Source organism: uncultured Desulfosarcina sp., assembly GCF_963664155.2.
Classification (GTDB): Bacteria; Desulfobacterota; Desulfobacteria; order Desulfobacterales; family Desulfosarcinaceae; genus Desulfosarcina.
Map to the genome: position 1 here is coordinate 3,751,571 of NZ_CAXXXH010000001.1, position 17,678 is coordinate 3,769,248.

At 56.5% G+C, this 17,678-nt stretch carries 14 protein-coding genes; 12 read left to right on the plus strand and 2 right to left on the minus strand.

Going from position 1 to position 17,678, the window contains the following annotated elements; all coding sequences use genetic code 11:
* Positions 1-23 precede the first annotated feature (23 nt).
* Positions 24-1,709, minus strand: coding sequence for a DUF3373 family protein (locus tag ACHZBS_RS17140; protein WP_319407738.1), 1,686 nt, complete (start codon positions 1,707-1,709; stop codon positions 24-26).
* Positions 1,710-1,947: 238 nt separating this feature from the next.
* On the opposite strand from ACHZBS_RS17140, the gene ACHZBS_RS17145 reads away from it, so the two are divergent.
* The 11 genes from ACHZBS_RS17145 (at position 1,948) to ACHZBS_RS17195 (ending at position 14,444) form a co-directional block, all read left to right on the plus strand.
* Positions 1,948-3,315 (plus strand): sigma 54-interacting transcriptional regulator, encoded by a 1,368-nt coding sequence (locus tag ACHZBS_RS17145; protein ID WP_319407739.1) that lies wholly within the window; start codon positions 1,948-1,950, stop codon positions 3,313-3,315.
* Positions 3,316-3,529: 214 nt separating this feature from the next.
* Positions 3,530-3,922 carry a helix-turn-helix domain-containing protein gene (locus tag ACHZBS_RS17150; protein ID WP_319407740.1) on the plus strand — a complete coding sequence of 131 codons (393 nt, stop codon included), beginning with the start codon at positions 3,530-3,532 and terminating at the stop codon, positions 3,920-3,922.
* Positions 3,915-5,078: a homoserine O-acetyltransferase gene (locus ACHZBS_RS17155; protein ID WP_319407741.1), complete on the plus strand. Its 1,164-nt coding sequence runs from the start codon at positions 3,915-3,917 to the stop codon at positions 5,076-5,078. Before ACHZBS_RS17150 ends, ACHZBS_RS17155 begins: the two co-directional genes overlap by 8 nt.
* A complete protein-coding gene (metW, locus tag ACHZBS_RS17160; RefSeq protein ID WP_319407742.1) occupies positions 5,062-5,703 on the plus strand; it encodes a methionine biosynthesis protein MetW in 642 nt (213 codons plus the stop codon). The genes ACHZBS_RS17155 and metW overlap by 17 nt, the downstream gene beginning before the upstream one ends.
* A 144-nt stretch (positions 5,704-5,847) precedes the next feature.
* Positions 5,848-6,318: an MOSC domain-containing protein gene (locus ACHZBS_RS17165; protein ID WP_319407743.1), complete on the plus strand. Its 471-nt coding sequence runs from the start codon at positions 5,848-5,850 to the stop codon at positions 6,316-6,318.
* Between the two features lie 336 nt (positions 6,319-6,654).
* Positions 6,655-6,918, plus strand: coding sequence for a phosphoribosyl-ATP diphosphatase (locus tag ACHZBS_RS17170; protein ID WP_319407744.1), 264 nt, complete (start codon positions 6,655-6,657; stop codon positions 6,916-6,918).
* A 244-nt stretch (positions 6,919-7,162) separates the two neighbouring features.
* Positions 7,163-8,011: an ATP phosphoribosyltransferase gene (gene hisG / locus ACHZBS_RS17175; protein WP_319407745.1), complete on the plus strand. Its 849-nt coding sequence runs from the start codon at positions 7,163-7,165 to the stop codon at positions 8,009-8,011.
* Between the two features lie 199 nt (positions 8,012-8,210).
* Entirely contained in the window at positions 8,211-8,627 is a 417-nt protein-coding gene (locus ACHZBS_RS17180) for a rhodanese-like domain-containing protein (RefSeq protein WP_319407746.1), read from the plus strand.
* A gap of 22 nt (positions 8,628-8,649) precedes the next feature.
* On the plus strand, positions 8,650-10,818 hold the full coding sequence (locus ACHZBS_RS17185; RefSeq protein WP_319407747.1) for a thioredoxin domain-containing protein: 2,169 nt from the start codon (positions 8,650-8,652) through the stop codon (positions 10,816-10,818).
* A gap of 162 nt (positions 10,819-10,980) precedes the next feature.
* Positions 10,981-11,472 carry a SoxR reducing system RseC family protein gene (locus ACHZBS_RS17190; RefSeq protein WP_319407748.1) on the plus strand — a complete coding sequence of 164 codons (492 nt, stop codon included), beginning with the start codon at positions 10,981-10,983 and terminating at the stop codon, positions 11,470-11,472.
* Between the two features lie 155 nt (positions 11,473-11,627).
* On the plus strand, positions 11,628-14,444 hold the full coding sequence (locus tag ACHZBS_RS17195) for a PAS domain S-box protein (RefSeq protein WP_319407749.1): 2,817 nt from the start codon (positions 11,628-11,630) through the stop codon (positions 14,442-14,444).
* Positions 14,445-14,608: 164 nt separating this feature from the next.
* Here ACHZBS_RS17195 and mutY read toward each other — a convergent pair whose 3' ends face one another.
* Positions 14,609-15,700 (minus strand): A/G-specific adenine glycosylase, encoded by a 1,092-nt coding sequence (gene mutY / locus ACHZBS_RS17200; protein WP_319407750.1) that lies wholly within the window; start codon positions 15,698-15,700, stop codon positions 14,609-14,611.
* A 200-nt stretch (positions 15,701-15,900) separates the two neighbouring features.
* Here mutY and ACHZBS_RS17205 point away from each other — a divergent pair, with 200 nt between their 5' ends.
* Positions 15,901-17,562: a HEAT repeat domain-containing protein gene (locus ACHZBS_RS17205; protein WP_319407751.1), complete on the plus strand. Its 1,662-nt coding sequence runs from the start codon at positions 15,901-15,903 to the stop codon at positions 17,560-17,562.
* Positions 17,563-17,678 lie beyond the last annotated feature (116 nt).

Below are 17,678 nucleotides of genomic sequence, written 5' to 3' on the forward strand. Positions count from 1 at the left end.
CGGGTTCAGGTTCCGGTCGACGGCTAGTAGCGGAAGGTCAGGGAGATGTAGCCGTCCCAGACTTCGTCGACCACCGGATTGAGGGCATTGAGTGAATTCAGCTCGGTGATCTTCATGGGTTCGCCCATGGGATTGCCGCTGCCCGTATACTCATAGTCGTAGTATCTCACGCCGATGGTAGCGAAGAAGTTATCGTTGAAGATCGGCTGATGCCAGTAGCCTTCATAGACGCTGCCGCGCACCGCCAGCTTGCTGCCCACCAGGGAGTCTTCGGCGCCGGTGAAGTTGAACCAGTACTGGGAACCGTAGTTGTACTCCAGGCCGAACTTGGCATCCCAGGGCATGGGGAAGACGGCGCCCAGATAGATCATGTAGCCGTCCCGGTCTTCCAGCTCGCCGTTTGAGTTGAGCAGACCTGCGCCCATGAACTTGTAAAAGGGGTTTTCCGATGTCCGGGAAGCCTGGGTGTGGCTCCAGGAACCGGACAGGAACAGGTCGATGTCTTTGTCGAACCGTTCGGAAAGGTTTGTCCGCAGGAGCAACGATGCGGCATCCCAGTCGCCGATTTCAGTCATCGGCTGCAGCCGGGAAATGTAGCCGCCGGCATTCTGGTCAAAGGTGAAGGTGCCGTCGCCGTTGTCGGTGACGATGAACGGCATGACGCTCAATCCGGTAAACCCGTCGGTGATGTCCCAGGCATGCGCCCAGTTCAGCACGGCACTGGTCGAGTCGTTGTCGAACAGGGTGGCGATCACGCCGAACATGTGCACATCGTCCACATCGGGCTGCTGGTTGCCCAACGAATAGGTGTTGCCCCAGTCGCCTTCGAAGCCCACCCCGTAGCACATCTTGAAGGCTGCGCCGGGAATGCCGGTGACATCTTCAAGCCCCAGGTTGTAGGAGGCGCCGTCGAACTGCCAGTTGATGATCGTGGCCAGCGGAGAGCCGCCTTCGAGGCTGTTGTTCAGGTACTCCAGGGGCGGCCCGTCGGTGGAGGGCCGGCGGCCCAGGGAGAAGTTGGTGGGCACGCGTCCCAGGTCCTTTTTATAATTGAAGTAGGCCCGTTCCAGGCGGATGGTGTCCCCGTGGGGCAGGCTGGAGGTGTTGCCGTCCAGAGTGACGTCGCCCAGACTGCCCTGGTTGAACTTGACCTCGGTGCTGTCGCCGAAGACCTTGTAGGCGGCCAGACGACCGGAGAAGCTGAGCTGGTCGTTGACCTTGGCACTCATGTTCAAGCGGAATTTGTTGGTCAGGATGATGTCGTTGGTGGCGTCGTATTTTTCGGGCACCATTACTCCTGGAGGCATCATTCCGATTATGGCAGGTAAATCTGCAGGAGAAATAGTAGCGCCGATCAAATTGCTTGTCAGCATGCTGGGAGCCACCTGAATATCTTTGTACTGCAGCGAATCGGCCCGGGTGCGCAACTCCACGCCGAAGGAGACCTTGTCGGTGGCCGTGTGCAGCTCGGCCTTGTTGAGGCGGTCGTCCATCTCTTCGATCGCCTCTTCCTTGTCCTGGCTTTTCCTTTCAATATCCTCCAGTTTTTTCTGGACGGCCTCCATTTCTTTTGACATCTGCTCCAGGCGCTGCTTCAACAGCTTCACGTCATCCTCCGCCGAAGCGATTCCGGGCAGGGATAGACCCAACAAGAATAAGATTCCCATCAGGGTGCCGATGGTGGTTCGCTTCCATCCTCTCTGTCTCATGTCTCCTCCTTGTGGAATGTGTTAACTATGTTCTCCATTTTTTAACTCCAACTTTTGAGCAACGGGTATGCCAGCGGTTCAAGTTAAATGGTAAAAAAATATAACCAATAGAATATAAAGAAAGAAATTACTTTTTGATGGTGCTTGCAAAATGAGCCGAAACCGTTTAAGTTAACACATGTTAAGTTAACGGGTTAGCATGTTGCCTTGACAAGGTTAACACGTGAACGGAGGCGTCATGGATATTGCCAAATACTGGAAAACCATCGTGGACACGCTTCAGGACGGCCTGATGGTGGTGGATCCGGAGGGTAGAATTATTGCAGCCAATCCGGCCGCGGAGCGGGTTACCGGCTATACGGCCGATGAACTGATCGGGAAGTCCTGCCGAATATTAAATTGTACCGGATGCAAAATCATCGGGAAGGGTGCCGGCACCCAGTGGTGCGGTCTTTTCAACCGGGGTGCCATCAAAGAGAAGAAGTGCCTGATCACCAACAAGGACCGCCATTCGGTGCACATCATCAAAAGTGCGTCGGTGCTGCGCAACGAAGCGGGCGAAATCATCGGTGCCGTCGAGACGCTTACCGACATTACCGAAAAGATCCGTCAGCAGCAGGAGATCAGCAATCTGCGCAAGACCTTTCATCTGGATGAGGGATACCACGGCATCCTGGGCAAGTCTCCGGCGATGATCGACCTGTTCGAGATGATCGAGAATGTAGCCCAGTCCGACACGCCGGTAATGATTCAAGGCGAGAGCGGCAGCGGCAAGGAACTGGTGGCCCGGGCCATCCACCGGGCCAGCGGCCGCAGCGACAAGCCCTACATCAAGGTCAACTGTGCGGCCCTGAACGAGAACCTGCTGGAAAGCGAACTCTTCGGTCACGTGAAAGGGGCATACACCGGTGCGGACCGCACCCGTGTGGGCCGGTTCGAAGCCGCTCATGAGGGCACTATTTTTCTGGACGAGATCGGCGACATCCCCCCTGCCATCCAGATCAAGCTGCTGCGTGTGCTGGAGGACCGCAAGATCGAACGGGTGGGGGATAATCGGCCCATCCCCGTGGATGTGAGGGTGATTACCGCCACCCACAAGAATCTGGACGTCCTGATTGAACAGGGTCAGTTCCGGGAGGATCTTTATTTCCGGATAAACGTCTTTCCTCTGTATTGCCCGACTTTATCCGAGCGTCGGGAGGACATTCCGTTGATCGCCCAGAGCTTCATACGGAGAAATGCGGTGAGCAGCGGCAAGAAAATCATCGGACTTACTCCTGATGCCCTAGAAACCCTGACCGATTATTCATGGCCGGGCAATGTGCGTGAGTTGCGAAATGCCATCGAGTACGCCTTTGTCCTTTGCCAGAGCGGGGGTATCGGCACTCAGCATCTGCCCCACAAGATCGTTCACGGCACCCTCGATCCAAAGGAAACCTGCGAACTGGACCCGGGGTGCGCCAAGGATCGGGACAGCCTGATTCAAGTGCTGCGGAAGGCCGACGGCAATCAGTCCAAAGCGGCCAAGATGCTGGGCGTCAGCCGGGTGACCGTCTGGAAGCGGATGAAAAAGCTCGGGATCGATATCAAACAGGATGTGGGTTGACCCCAGTCCGCTGGGTCCGGTAAAAACCGTTGACATTTATACCACGATGTGGCAGAGGTGGGTGGCTATGATTTTTTACCCGTAAATTCGACATGTTATTTACATTCTTTTTATCTGGTCGGGGACGGTTTGTTGATCGTGGCCTGGAGCGCCGCTATAGAATTGACCCATCGGTCGCAGCTATTGACGATTTTGGAATCAGAGACGCAAAGCCATGAAAGACAAAGAATTCAGCGCCGTTCGGAAGAGACTGGAAAAAACTCAGAAACAGATGGCTCAGCTTCTGGGAACCTCTATCAAGGCCATCCACAGCTATGAGCAGGGCTGGCGCACCATTCCCGTGCATGTGGAGCGTCAACTCTATTTTTTGCTCACCCGCAAATGGGGTGGTAAAAACGGTGTCAAACCCTGCTGGGATACTCGCACCTGTCCCCCGGAACAGCGCGAGCAGTGCCCGGCCTGGGAATTCTCCACCGGAGACCTGTGCTGGTTTATCAACGGCACGATCTGTGACGGAACGGTCCACGGCTCCTGGAAGGAGAAAATGAAGCTGTGCCGCACCTGTGATGTGTTTAAGGCAACCCTGGCCAAAATCGACGATGAGTGAATATATTCAGCATGACCAACAGGGATCGTCGGTGGGCCGGGTGGAAAAGCGGACGTATACTTTCGCCAGGCCGCCGGCAGCCATGCGATTGGAATGCGGTGCTACCCTCGGTCCGGTGACCCTCGCCTATGAAACCTGCGGCCGTCTCAACGAAGACCGGTCCAATGCCATTCTGATTCTGCATGCCCTCTCCGGTGACGCCCATGTTGCCGGGACTTACACCGACAGCGACGACAAACCGGGGTGGTGGGATTTCATGGTGGGGCCGGGAAAAGGGATCGATTCGGACCGCCATTTCGTGATCTGCACCAATATCCTGGGCAGCTGCATGGGGTCGACCGGCCCCGCCTCCATCGATCCGACGACCGGCAAGCCCTACGGACTGAGTTTTCCGGTGGTCACCATCGCAGACATGGTGGATGCCCAGAAGCAGCTCATGGACCATCTGGGTGTGCATCGGCTGCATGCGGTAATCGGCGGATCCGTGGGCGGCATGCAGGCGCTGGAGTGGAGCGTGCGTTACCCGGACAGGGTTGAATCCGCCGTCCTCCTGGCGACCACCACCCGGCACAGCGCATTGGCCATTGCCTTCAACGAGGTGGCCAGACAGGCCATCATGGCCGATCCCAAATGGAACGGGGGGGACTACCACGATGGGGAAAAGCCGGACCTGGGGCTGGCCGTGGCCCGGATGATCGGACATATTACCTATCTCTCCGACGAATCCATGCGGCTCAAGTTCGGCCGGCGGCTCCAGGACAAGGCGGATTTTTCCTTTAACTTCGACGCGGATTTCCAGGTGGAGAGCTACCTGCGCCATCAGGGCCGCAAGTTCGTGGACCGGTTCGATGCCAACGCCTTTCTCTATATCACCAAGGCGGCGGACTACTTCGACCTCGAGCGGCAATACGGTGAGGGGTCCGCAGTGGCCGCCTTTTCCGGCGCACGGGCCAGGTTTCTGGTGCTTTCATTTACGTCAGACTGGCTTTATCCGACCTACCAGTCCCGGACCATGGTCAAGGCCATGAAAAAAAACGGCCTGGATGTGAGCTTCTGCGAAATCGAGGCCCAGTGGGGACACGATGCCTTCCTGCTTCCCAGCGACCGTCTGTCCGCCATCATGAAAGGGTTTTTGGACGGTGACAACGATCAGTAATGCGGGCAACGGTATTCGCTATGACCTTCAGCTGGTGGCTTCCTGGATTCCCCAGGGGGCCCGGGTGCTGGGGCTGGGATGCGGAGACGGCGCCCTGCTTCACTATCTGAAAACCCGAAAGAATGCGGTCTGCACCGGCATCGACATCGACGAAGGCTGCGTGGCCCGCTGCATCCAACGGGGGTTGACCGTACTGCAGGGGGATATCAACGAAGAGGTCAGAGACTATCCGGACGATGCCTTTGATTTCGTGATCCTGGCCCAGACCCTGCAGCAGATTTACGACCCGGCGCCGCTGATCTACGAGATGCTGCGGATCAGCCGTCAGAGTGTCGTCAGTTTTCCCAATTTCAGCCACTGGCGGGTTCGGCTGATGCTGGCGTTAACCGGGCACGCGCCGGTGACGCCGCAGTTGCCCTATCAGTGGCACGATACCCCCAACATCCGGGTGATCACCCTGTCCGATTTCAGGCGATACGCCCGGCAGGTGGGATTTAGAATTTTGAAAGAGGTAGGGATCGACACAGACCGGCAGGATCGGTCCGGGAGGATTGTCCGCTTTTCGCCGGACCTGTTCGCCACGTACGGCCTGTTTCTGATCGCCAAGGAGGACGGTTCCATATAAAAGTCGATATCTGCGTTATGCTTCATCCCTCATTACTGCGGGGTACAACCCGTGCCTCCTTCCTCGGGACTCGCAAACCTTGATCTCTCACTTTATACAAAACCGTTAGCATTCCGATTTTTACACATTCATCAAGGAGACGTCGTGAAGATTGTATCCATTGCCGTCAGCCGGAAAAAAGGAACCCGAAAAACCCTCGTGGATCATGCCCGGGTGATTCAAAACCATGGTCTGGACGGGGATGCCCACGCCGGCCCCTGGCACCGTCAGGTAAGTTTCCTGTCCTCGGAAAGCATTCAGGAGGCCCGCGAGAAGGGACTCGAGGTGGACTTCGGAGATTTTGCAGAAAATGTGGCCACCGTGGGCATCGACTGGAAAAACCTGCCTGTCGGCACGCGGGTGAAGCTGGGAAAGACGGCTATCGTCGAAGTCTCCCAGATCGGCAAGACCTGCCATAAACCCTGCGCCATCTATTACCAGGCCGGCGACTGCATCATGCCCCGGGAGGGAGTTTTCGCCCGGGTGATCCAGGGGGGCGAGATTGCCTGCGGGGATCCCATCGAACTCCTGGAAGCATCGCCCGATGCTGTCGGGAATAATAATTCTACAAAATAGATGGAGATCCCGGCACGGACAAAATAATTACCACAATGTGGTATTTTTTTCTTGACATGGGGAGGCCATCCGGTTATCTTGTAATCAACACCCCATAAGTATTATTCAATCCCTCTACCCTTGGCGGCTCTGCTACACTACCCCACAACAGCAGAGCCGCCCTTCCTTTTGATGGCCCTCTTTTATTTCGATCTACCGCAGGTACCGGCAGGTTCAGCCGCAAGCCATTGTGGGATGGCGGTTTTTCTGTTAAGAGATGCCGAAAATGAAAACACCCAACATAACGCCGCTTTTGTTAACGCTGGTCCGCGGCGGCTGGAAGGAACGTTCCATTTGATGAAATCATTTGAAACCCTGTTTGCCGAACTCAAGGACAAGGCTGCACGCAAGGACCCCCATTCGGGAACCGTACGTCAACTGGAAAACGGTGTTCACGCCATCGGCAAGAAAGTGATCGAGGAAGCCTGTGAAGTCTGGATGGCCGCCGAGCATGAAGGCCGGGAGCGCACCGGCGAGGAAATATCCCAACTGCTCTACCACGTTCAGGTGATGATGATCGCCTGCGATCTGGAGTTGGAGGATGTCTACCGCCACCTATAGATTCCATCCACAAAAGGCATCTTTCGGTCCAGGCCGGCGTTCTCACTCCGGCGAAATCCTCGACGTAGCGATGCTACCCCTCCGGTTTCACCATCGCTGCGGCCTTGGCCTGAACCAAAATCAACCTTCTGTGAATGGAATCCGAATTTTTTACGACCGCTCATCTATCGCTAACACATTAAAGCCATAACAGGTAATAGTTGCCCCGCAGTGACCCGATGGCCTTAAAAGGAATCTTTTTGTCATGTTAAAAATCGCCCTGCCCAACAAGGGATCGCTCTCCGAAGACGCCGTGCAGCTGATCCGGGAGGCCGGCTACAACTGCCGCCGCTACAGCCGCGAACTGATCGTGTTCGACAAGGCCAACCAGGTGGAGTTTGTTTTCCTGCGCCCCCGTGACATCGCCATTTATGTGAGCAAAGGCATTCTGGACATGGGCGTGACCGGCCGTGACCTGGCCCTGGACAGCGGGGCGGATGTGGTGGAACTGCTGTCCTTGGGATTCGGCAGGTCCGATTTCCACTATGCCGTCCCTGCGGAGACGGATCTGGCGCCGGACCAGTTTGCTGGAATGCGCATCGCCACCTCTTATCCTCGACTGGTCATCGAAGACCTGAAACGCCGGGGCGTGGATGCGGAAATTATCCGACTGGACGGCGCCGTGGAGATCTCCATCCGTCTGGGGGTGGCCGATGCCATTGCCGACGTGGTTCAGACCGGAAGAACCCTCAAGGCGGCCGGACTCAAGGTGGTTGGGCTCCCGCTGCTGCACAGTGAGGCGATCCTGGCGGCCCGGACCCGCGACATCGAGCGGCAGGAACCCGTACACACCTTTCTGGACCGGATTCGCGGTATCGTGGTGGCCCGGGAGTACGTGATGGTTGAATACGACATCCCCGAAACCATGCTGGAGATGGCCTGTGTCGTCACCCCGGGCATCGAGTCTCCCACGGTCTCTCCATTAAGCAAAAAAGGGTGGGTGGCGGTCAAATCCATGTCCAAAAAGCAGGATGTGAACCAGATCATGGACAGCCTCTCCAAAATCGGGGCCAAAGGAATTATCGTTACCGACATCCGCACCTGCCGGATATAGGGCCGCCGGTACAAAATACCCCAGGGCCAAGACCGGCATGGGTTCCTATATTTTCAGCCCCGCTTCAGCCTTGATCGACCCTTTCATTGAAAAAATGGAATCGGTTCTTATTATTACCACATTGTGGTGGTTCGCGGTTGATGCGAAAATCACCGGCAATGGGTTAAGAGCCAACGGCTTATTTCAATAAAAGGATATCATGAAAAGACGACCATCGATATGGATTGCGGCCTTGCTGGTTTTACTGATCGGCGCGTCTGCGTGCATGGCATCGGCGGACAAGGCGGCTGTGCAGACGCTCTCACCCCGCCAGTTCAAGGCATTGCTGGATCGGCATCATGGCGACCCGGATGTCGTACTGCTGGATGTTCGTACGCCCAAAGAATTCGAGGATGGCCACATCCAGAGGGCATTGCTGCTGGATTATTATTCCGATGATTATGTGGACCGGCTCAAGGCCCTGGACAGGAATAAAACCTATTTGGTTTACTGCCGCAGCGGCAATCGCAGTGGAAAGAGTCTGGTCATTTTTGAAAAACTGGGTTTTCGACGTGTCTATAACCTGGATACCGGCGTGATCGGCTGGTCAGGAGAAAAGTATCCGCTGGTGCGATAGAAAAAGTGTTTGAAGTGGCGATATGACCCTGGAGAATAATATCCGAAAAATGGCCCGGTGGCGGGGTGATGACTATCGCCCCCGGACCCGTCACCTCGATGATCGGGGTCGGGCTATTTACACCAACCGGCTGTTCCTGGAGAGCAGCCCCTATCTTCTGCAGCATGCCCATAATCCCGTGGACTGGTTCCCATGGGGGGATGAGGCATTTGACACGGCGCGGCGGCTGGACCGGCCGGTACTCCTTTCCGTCGGATATTCCACCTGCCACTGGTGCCACGTCATGGAAGAGGAATCGTTCGAGGACGATGAGATTGCCCGGACCATCAACAACAACTACATTGCCGTGAAGGTGGATCGCGAAGAGCGGCCCGACGTGGACGCCATCTACATGAGTGCCGTCCAGGCCATCACCGGCCGGGGCGGGTGGCCCATGACGGTGTGGCTGACCCCGGATCGGGAGCCTTTTTACGGGGGTACCTATTTCCCTGCCCGGGACGGTGAACGCAGCTCACCGGTCGGATTTTTAACAATGCTTAAAAAGATTCGCGAGAGCTACGACGACAAACGGGATCTGGTTGCCCGATCCGCCGGCGAACTCGCCCGGACGGTGAGGCAGATGCTGGCGCCGGCCGCCGGTGGCTGCCTGCCCATTGACAGTGTGCTGGATCGTGCCGTCTTGTCCGGCAAAAACCGGTTCGATACGGTGCATGGCGGGGTCGCCGGGGCACCTAAATTCCCCAGTTCCTTTCCGGTTCGGCTGATGCTGCGGCACCATCGGCGCAGCGGTGACGCGGACTGCCTGAACATGGCCGTTCTGACCCTGGAAAAAATGGCTGCCGGCGGAATGAACGATCATGTGGGCGGTGGTTTTCACCGTTATTCCACGGATGCACAGTGGCAGGTTCCCCACTTCGAGAAAATGCTCTACGACAACGCACTGCTGGTGACGGCCTATATTGAAGGATGGCAGGCCACGGGAAACCATCGCTTCAGACAGGTGGCCCTAAAAACCCTGGATTATGTGGCCCGCGAGATGACCTCGCCGGCCGGGGCGTTTTTCTCCGCCACCGATGCGGACAGTTTGACGCCGTCCGGACACCGGGAGGAGGGTTGGTTTTTCACCTGGACCCTTGAAGAATTGAGCGATGCCCTCGGGGCCGATGACGCCCGGATTGCTGCGGCTGTCTATGGCGTTGACGACCGCGGTAGCTTCGAGGGGAGAAATATTTTATTCCTGCCGCGGGACCTTGACAGCGTGGCCGGTGAGCTGGGTCTTTCCACCAAGCGGCTGTCATCGGAGGTTGAACGAATCAATGCGGCGCTTTATGCCCGCCGTCAACAGCGTCCGGCACCGCTGCGGGACGACAAGATCATTGCCGCCTGGAACGGGTTGATGATCTCCGCATTCTCCCGCGCCGGGTTTGCCCTGGGCGATTCCGCCTGTCTCGACCGGGCCAGTCGGGCGGCTAACTTCATTCTGGACCAGATGGTGCTCGCCGGCAGGCTCAGGCGGAGCTTCAAAGACGGTGCTGCCTCCGGAAACGGGTTTCTTGATGACCACGCCTTTTTCACTGCCGGGCTGCTGGATCTGTTTGAAGCAACCGCGGACCTTCGCTGGCTGGAGCGGGCCGTAGACTTTGACCACATCCTGGCCGATCATTTTGAAGACCGTGAAAACGGAGGGTTTTTCATGACCGCCGACGATCACGAGGCGCTGATTGCCCGCGAGAAACCGGCCCTTGACGGGGCCCTTCCCTCGGGAAATGCCGTTGCCCTGATGAATCTGCTGCGATTGAACGCGTTGACCCTGGATCCATCCTATTTAAAACGGGCGGAGAAGGGATTCACCCCATTTTCATCCATCATGGCCGCCAATCCGTCGGCTTTTGGCGAGATGTTTCTGGCTGTGGAGGTTTTTCTGTATCCGCCCTGCCAGGTAATTGTCATCACCCCGGCAGGCGGTGATGATGCTGCGTTCACGGATCGTCTGCGGACTTCCTTCCTACCCGGCAGTCTGGTGATGATCGTGTCCGAGTCAAGTGCTGCCCATTTGTCACGGCGATTTCCCCTGTTCAGGGGAAAAACCGCTGCCGGAGGCAAAACGAACGCCTACGTGTGCCGGAACGGCGCCTGTCAGCTGCCGGTGACTACCGTGGGGGCGCTGATGCAACAATTGACGTCCCCGTAGGCGTGAGATATCTGGGTTGTGTTGCATTCCGCCTTACTGGGCGTATCTTAAAGCACGCCGCATTCGTTGGAATTGGCGGGAATTGATCTTGAACTTTATACAATGCCGACATCCTGGTTGACGGTTTAGATCGATAGCGGGTTAGGGCCGCGGAGGTGAACGATGGCGCAGACAATCGGTTTTGTGGTTGAAGAGGGTGACAATGGCCGGGTCATGGTGGTGGCTGAAAAAGGCCAGGGGTGCGGCAGCTGCAACTCTGTTTCCCAATGCCACGGCACGCGGGCCACCCGAAGCGAAAAGACACTGGCATTCAACCCGATCGGCGCGGCGGTGGGGGACCGGGTGCTGCTAACCGTAGCGTCCGGTGCTCTCCTGTCCCGCATGGCGGTGCTCTACCTGTTGCCCGTATTCGGAATGCTGACCGGCGCCTTCACGGGTGCGTTCATGTTCCACGGCGGGGATGGACCCAGCGGCGGCACCAGTATCGCCTTCGGTCTGGCGGGTTTCGTCCTTGGATTTATGCTTTCTGTTGCTATTTCTCGCTTCTGGTCGGCGGCCCGTCCGGTCTTGCCGGTCATTACCCGAATCGTCAACACCCGGTTGGCTTCCTCGTCTATCTGCCCGCCGGCGGGATGCGGCTGCAGCGGTAAGTAGTACCCATTTAAAAACGGCTTCTTCCGGCCCCCATCGGCGATTCAACCCCTTGGAATTCTGATCTGACCGTTAACCCGATTCCTGTTGTTGAAATCGGTTCCCATTTTTTCCCATATGGCAAAATAAAACTATTGCCCGGCCACCGGTTTGCCGATATGTACCGCGGATCAGTGATTCACACTCAGCGTGCCTTAGACGGAATCATCACGGACATGCCCTTAGCGACGCCCAAAAAGGATACTGAACAACTCCCGCCCCAGCCTGAAATCCGCCCAGGCCGAACCCTGTCCCGCGACCTGATCGTCAGCATCCTACTCGTGGTGGCCGCTGTGTTTGCCATGGTCGTCTCTTTTACATACAGTTACATGTCCCATAAGGCTGAGGTGCAGAGCGCCGAAACCCTGAAATCCTTCAGTGACTACCTGCAGGACTCTTTGGAACTTTCCCTCTGGAATATCGACGAGGAGGGCATTCAAAAAATCTGCAACTCGTTTTTCGAAAATTCCCTGGTGGAGAAACTGAAGGTGATGGACCACGAGGGAACCGTTTTTTTTGAAAAGCACCGTGAAGGCCTTGCCCGTGCAGCGGAGAAAAAAACTCCCATCATGCACGGTGAGATGGTGGTCGGCTATCTTGAAATCGCCCTGCATCGGCAAGGCTTCCAGGAGAATCAGCGCCAGTTGATGTGGTTCAGCCTGATCACCCTGGCTGCCGTTACGCTGGTGCTGCTGGTAACCCTGCGGATCGTATTGAAGGTATTTCTCATTTCTCCCCTGAGCCAACTGATCCGGCGCACCGAGCAGATATCTCAGGGGGAGTACGATTTTGTCGAGTTTGAAGCACCCCAGCAGGAAATTCGGACCATTGCCTCCCGTTTTAATAGCATGGCCGACCGGATCCGGCGCCGCGAACGCTCTTTGAAGGAGGTCAATCAACGCCTGGAAAAGGAGATTGTCGAACACAGGGATGCGGAATCCGCACTTTTAAGCTCCCAGCAGGAGCTGGATTCAATCATCCGATCCACACCCGATGTGATTTACCGATTGGATACCATGGGGCGATTTACTTTTGTCAGCGAAGCGATACGGCGCTATGGGGTGACGCCTGAAGAACTGATTGGACAGCCCTTCCTGGATTACATTCATACCGATGACTGGGAGATCGCCAGATATCGGATTAACGAGCGGCGCACCGGCAGTCGCAGCACCCAGCGCCTGGCCATCCATGCCTTTGGGGAGTACAGTAACCGGAACACGGATGATAACCAGCGGGAGACAAAGATCGACCCGGTTTTTCTGGTGGACGCCGAGGGCCTTTACGTTTCCGGTGAGTCCGGTGTTCAGGTTTTCGTGGGCACCCAGGGCATTGCGCGGGACATCACCGAACATCGAGAAATGGAGTCTGCCCGCAAGGAGAGTGAGGACCGACTCCTGCTGGCGCTGGATGTAAGTGGGGCCGGAATCTGGCAGTTGGATTTAAAAACGAATTTGTTCCGTGTTGACGAGCGCATCTATACCCTTTTGGGGTATAACGAGTCGGATCTGGTCGATGGATTGAGATTTATCCGTGAAAGGACCTCACCAGAGACCTGGAAAGAGATTGAACTGAAATTCAACCGGCATGTCGCCGGCCGTGCTCCGATGTTTGACCATGAGTTCAAACTGATATCCAGTCAGGGACAGTGGAAGTGGTTTCATACCAAAGCCAAGGTGGTGCGCTATGATAAGGATGGCCGCCCGGAAACCATGGTGGGAATCATTATCGACACCAGTGAACGAAAGGGGTACGAGGCCGAACGGGAACACCTGGAGCTGAAGCTTCAACAGGCCCAGAAGATGGAAGCCATCGGCACCTTGGCAGGAGGTATCGCCCATGATTTCAATAACATCCTTGGAGCGATACTGGGGTATTCCCAACTTACCCAAATGCACACGGCGGACAATGCCCGAGTGCAGGGTTATGTGGCAAACATTTTCAAGGCCAGTGAACGGGCCAAGGGCCTGGTGGAACAGATTCTCACCTTTACCCGGCAGGGCAAATCCCAGAAAGTGCCCTGCGATATTGCCATCGTGCTCAAGGAGGTGGTGAAACTGCTGCGCGCCTCCATCCCTTCCACTATCGAGATTGCCCAGACAATTCCCTCCAACCTGGGAACCGTCATGGCCGACCAGACCCAGATTCATCAGGTGCTGATGAACTTGTGCACCAATGCGGCCCATGCCATGGAGGCCCGGGGTGGGAAGTTGACTGTGATCCTGGAGAGCTGCCTGATGGATAAGGGTTCTGTGGCAACCGGTGATGATCTGTTATCCGGCCGCTACCTTCAGCTGTCGGTCAGAGACACGGGTGCCGGCATGGAAAAGGCGGTGGTAGACCGGATTTTTGAGCCCTACTTCACCACCAAGGCGGTGGGCGAGGGAACGGGAATGGGGCTGGCGACGGTGCACGGCATCGTCAACGACCATGGCGGACGTATTTTCGTCGAGAGCGTACCGGGCAAAGGATCGGTTTTCAGGGTTCTTTTTCCGGTGCTGGAAAACCCGGCGGAAGAAGTGTCCAGCCAGCCGGTCTCCTATCCCCGGGGGACCGAACGCATCCTTTTTGTAGACGACGAGGAACTATTGGTGGAAGTGGGTGTGGAGATGCTCAAAGATCTTGGATATGATGCCATTGGTTCCACCCGTGCTTCCCAGGCTCTGGAAACCTTCATGGCCCGGCCGGATGGGTTTGATCTGGTGATTACGGACATGACCATGCCCGGTATGACCGGCGATCAGCTGGCAGAACAGATTTTGCGCCTCCGACCCGACATCCCTGTTATCATCTGTACCGGCTTCAGCAAGCGGATCTCCTCGGAGCTGGCGTCATCATTAGGCATCCGTGCTCTTTTAATGAAACCGGTCACTGTCCATGAACTCTCCCGAACTATCCGTGATGTGCTGGACCAGCCGGATGATGGAAGAACCGCTTAGTGCCCCTGTTCGTAAATACGGTGACGCACCGAGATTGCCGAGGCGCCCGGATCGCAAGGCGGGAGAAGCGACAATAGCAGCGCTATTGGCGCGCCGAGCAACGCGGCGAGTCGGGATGCATCGGCGATCGAATGCCATCGTATTTATGAATAGGGGGCACTTCGTCAGGTCGATTGATTTTTCTGCGGCCCTAAAGCTGCCGCCAGGGCGTCCAGGAATTTGTGGTTGGATTTGTGCAGGGGGAGGCGCCTTAACGACCGAAGCGTTACCCACCGATGGTCCTGGGCGCTTTTCAAACGCACCCGGCCGGCTACATGCCGGCACAGATAGACATCACCGGTGAGCGTGAAATGGGTATAGGCATGCCGGATTCGGGTCAGCCGCCTATCCATAGTGATTCTTAAACCGGTGTCCGCCGCTATCATTGCTTTAAACGCCTCCCTGTTCGTCTGCCTTTCGTCGGCCGGGACAGCCGGGAATTCCCACAGTCCCCCTAAAAATCCATCTATCTGCCGCTGGACCACGAGCATTTTTCCCTTTTTCAAAATCACGCCGATGGCCAGATGCCGATGGGGTATTTTTCGGGCTGCATCCCGTTTCGGGTAGTGGGCCGTCTGGTCGTGCCGATTGGCCCGGCACAGGCTGGAAAGGGGACAGCACCGGCAATCGGGATTTTTCGGACGGCAGATCAGCGCACCCAGTTCCATTATGGCCTGGTTGAAGTCCGCCGGATGCTTCGTGCAGAGGAAAAGGGCCGCCGGTTCCTGGAAAATCTTGTGGGCCCCGCTGCGGTTCACGGGGGTATCTATCTCCAATAACCGGGACAGCACCCGCTTGACGTTGCCGTCCACCACGGGAACCGCCTGGCCGAAGGCGATGCTCAGGACGGCCGCGGCGATGTAGTCCCCCACGCCGGGCAAAGAACGGAACGTCGCCGGATCATCGGGTACACGGCCGTTGAATCGGGAAGCCACCACACCGGCTGCACGATGCAGGTTTCGGGCTCGGGAATAGTATCCCAGCCCCTCCCACAGTTTGAGTACCTCCTGAATGTCTGCGCCGGCCAGATGCTTGGTTGTGGGGAAGCGATCCATAAAGCGAAGGTAATAGGGTATGACAGTGGCCACCTGGGTCTGCTGAAGCATTACCTCCGAGACCCATATGGCATAAGGATCCGATGTCTCCCGCCAGGGCAGGCTGCGTCGATGGGTGGCATACCAGCCCAGCAGTTTTTTTCTCACGATTTCCGGTTTCATGGTTAATGGTCCTGTATGGTTACGCTTATGGTGCGGATGTAGCATAATTTTGCAGGTCCAGCCAGTTGTTGGATAAAGTATGGACCAAATGCGGCGATAATACCTTTACCGTGTCACATGCGCTACCACCCAAACGCCATTATTTTTAATGAATAGCTACATAACGCCTTAGTGTTGTTGTCAGAAAGGACGAACCGACCATGCCGGAAATAAATGCCAGGGATTTCATAGAAGAGCTGCGATTCGATATCCGGGAAAAGGATATGATCAAGGCCAAACTGGTGCTGTCCAAGATCGGTGCCGTCGACGACAGCGTCCGCAAGATGGCTCTTTTTGAGTTGAACCGAGCTGATGACGCCTTTACGATTCCGCTGATTGTCAATCTGGTGGCCGAACACCGGGACCTGGCCCGGAGCTATCCCCAGCTAAAGGAGATTCTGTACGCCAAATCCATGTACCATCCGGATATGCTTCTCGCCATGCTCACGCGGGAGGTCAAGCGGGAAAACCGGGTAGTGCTGGTGGAGGTGGCCGGTGAAATCCGTCTGGAGGAGGGGACCCCTCAGCTCATGGGCATCCTCAACGAAGATGAGGACGAGCTGGTCATCAAGGCGGTGATCGCGGCACTGGGAATGATCGGCGAGACGGCGGCTACCACCCCCATATCGGAATATCTATACTCGGGCAGCCTGGAGCTGACCATCGCCGCCATCTATGCCCTGGGGCAGTTGGCCACGCCGACTGCCTTCCAGCGGCTGGCGGAAAAACTGGGGGCTGATTCGGACCTGGACATCATGATCATGGATGTTTTCACCGCCGACCAAAGTCCTGCGGCTATCGAACGGCTAAATGAAGCACTATCCTCCCATTTCGCCCATCTGCGAAATGCCGCAAAACAGCGTATGCGGGACATGGGAGGCAAGGCCGTGCCCATCCTGATCAGCAACCTGCTCCACGACGATCCGGATCTTCTCATTCATACCCTCAATGTGCTGGGAGAGATTGCGGACGAGAGCGCTATCGTGCCTATCCGCAAGCTGCTGCACAACGAACCCAAAGACGCCAACGTGCGCTTTGCCGCATATGAGGCACTGGGACTGCTTCCGGTTGAAAAGGGAGCGGTGGCCCTGGCCCAGGGCCTGTCCGACCCGGTGGAAAATGTGCGGGCGGCCGCTGCGGCTGCGATCGACCGGAATTACAACACGATGCTGGCCGCCGGTTTGAAAAACCTGATCCGGGCCGGGGCTAAAGAGACGAGGCAGGTCACCGAAACGGTGCTCAATGCCGGCTGTGAGACGATTTTCCTAGGGCTTCTGGAGGAGGCGCCTTTTCAGACCTGCGCTGTGGATTTTCTGTGCCGGGAGGCCCACCCGGATGTCCGTGCCCATTTTGTCGGACTCATGGAGAAAAACGGCCACGATAGCCTGGCTGCCAGGGTCAGTGAGAAGGTTTGCAGCGGCGCTTCGCCGTCCCTGAAGGTCTTTGCTGTAGACGATTCAAAGATGATCCTGAATATTTACCGGGGTATTCTGCACCGCCTGGGCTGCGAACCGAAACTCTTCGAATTTCCTGCCGAAGCCTTGAAAGCTGTCAAATCCGAACCCCCGGAATTTATTTTCACGGACTTGAACATGCCCCACATCAATGGCCTTGAACTGATCCGGGAGGTTCGGCGCCAGTTCGATAAAACCACCCTGCCCATTGTCATGGTGACTACCCAGAACGAGACACAGGACAATGAGGCCGCTGTCGAGGCGGGTGTAAACGCTATTCTGCACAAGCCCTTTACTGCCGAGGATTTGGGCAAGGTGATGGCGGATTTGGGAAAATTGCCGGAAAGTCGGCTGGCCGGACTGAAATAAGGCTGAAACAGAACGGATCATCAACCCGCAACGCCTGTCGAAATGGCAGCCGGTCGAAGCGTATTCATCTAAAAAAAGGAAAACTCCAGACAGCCTCCGGCTGCTGTCCGGCCTGT

Coding starts and splice junctions, on each gene's coding strand:
- ACHZBS_RS17140 (WP_319407738.1), bottom strand. CDS start 1,709: ATGAGACAGAGAGGATGGAAGCGAACCACCATCGGCACCCTGATGGGA.
- ACHZBS_RS17145 (WP_319407739.1), top strand. CDS start 1,948: ATGGATATTGCCAAATACTGGAAAACCATCGTGGACACGCTTCAGGAC.
- ACHZBS_RS17150 (WP_319407740.1), top strand. CDS start 3,530: ATGAAAGACAAAGAATTCAGCGCCGTTCGGAAGAGACTGGAAAAAACT.
- ACHZBS_RS17155 (WP_319407741.1), top strand. CDS start 3,915: ATGAGTGAATATATTCAGCATGACCAACAGGGATCGTCGGTGGGCCGG.
- ACHZBS_RS17170 (WP_319407744.1), top strand. CDS start 6,655: ATGAAATCATTTGAAACCCTGTTTGCCGAACTCAAGGACAAGGCTGCA.
- hisG (WP_319407745.1), top strand. CDS start 7,163: ATGTTAAAAATCGCCCTGCCCAACAAGGGATCGCTCTCCGAAGACGCC.
- ACHZBS_RS17180 (WP_319407746.1), top strand. CDS start 8,211: ATGAAAAGACGACCATCGATATGGATTGCGGCCTTGCTGGTTTTACTG.
- ACHZBS_RS17185 (WP_319407747.1), top strand. CDS start 8,650: ATGACCCTGGAGAATAATATCCGAAAAATGGCCCGGTGGCGGGGTGAT.
- ACHZBS_RS17190 (WP_319407748.1), top strand. CDS start 10,981: ATGGCGCAGACAATCGGTTTTGTGGTTGAAGAGGGTGACAATGGCCGG.
- ACHZBS_RS17195 (WP_319407749.1), top strand. CDS start 11,628: ATGTACCGCGGATCAGTGATTCACACTCAGCGTGCCTTAGACGGAATC.
- mutY (WP_319407750.1), bottom strand. CDS start 15,700: ATGAAACCGGAAATCGTGAGAAAAAAACTGCTGGGCTGGTATGCCACC.
- ACHZBS_RS17205 (WP_319407751.1), top strand. CDS start 15,901: ATGCCGGAAATAAATGCCAGGGATTTCATAGAAGAGCTGCGATTCGAT.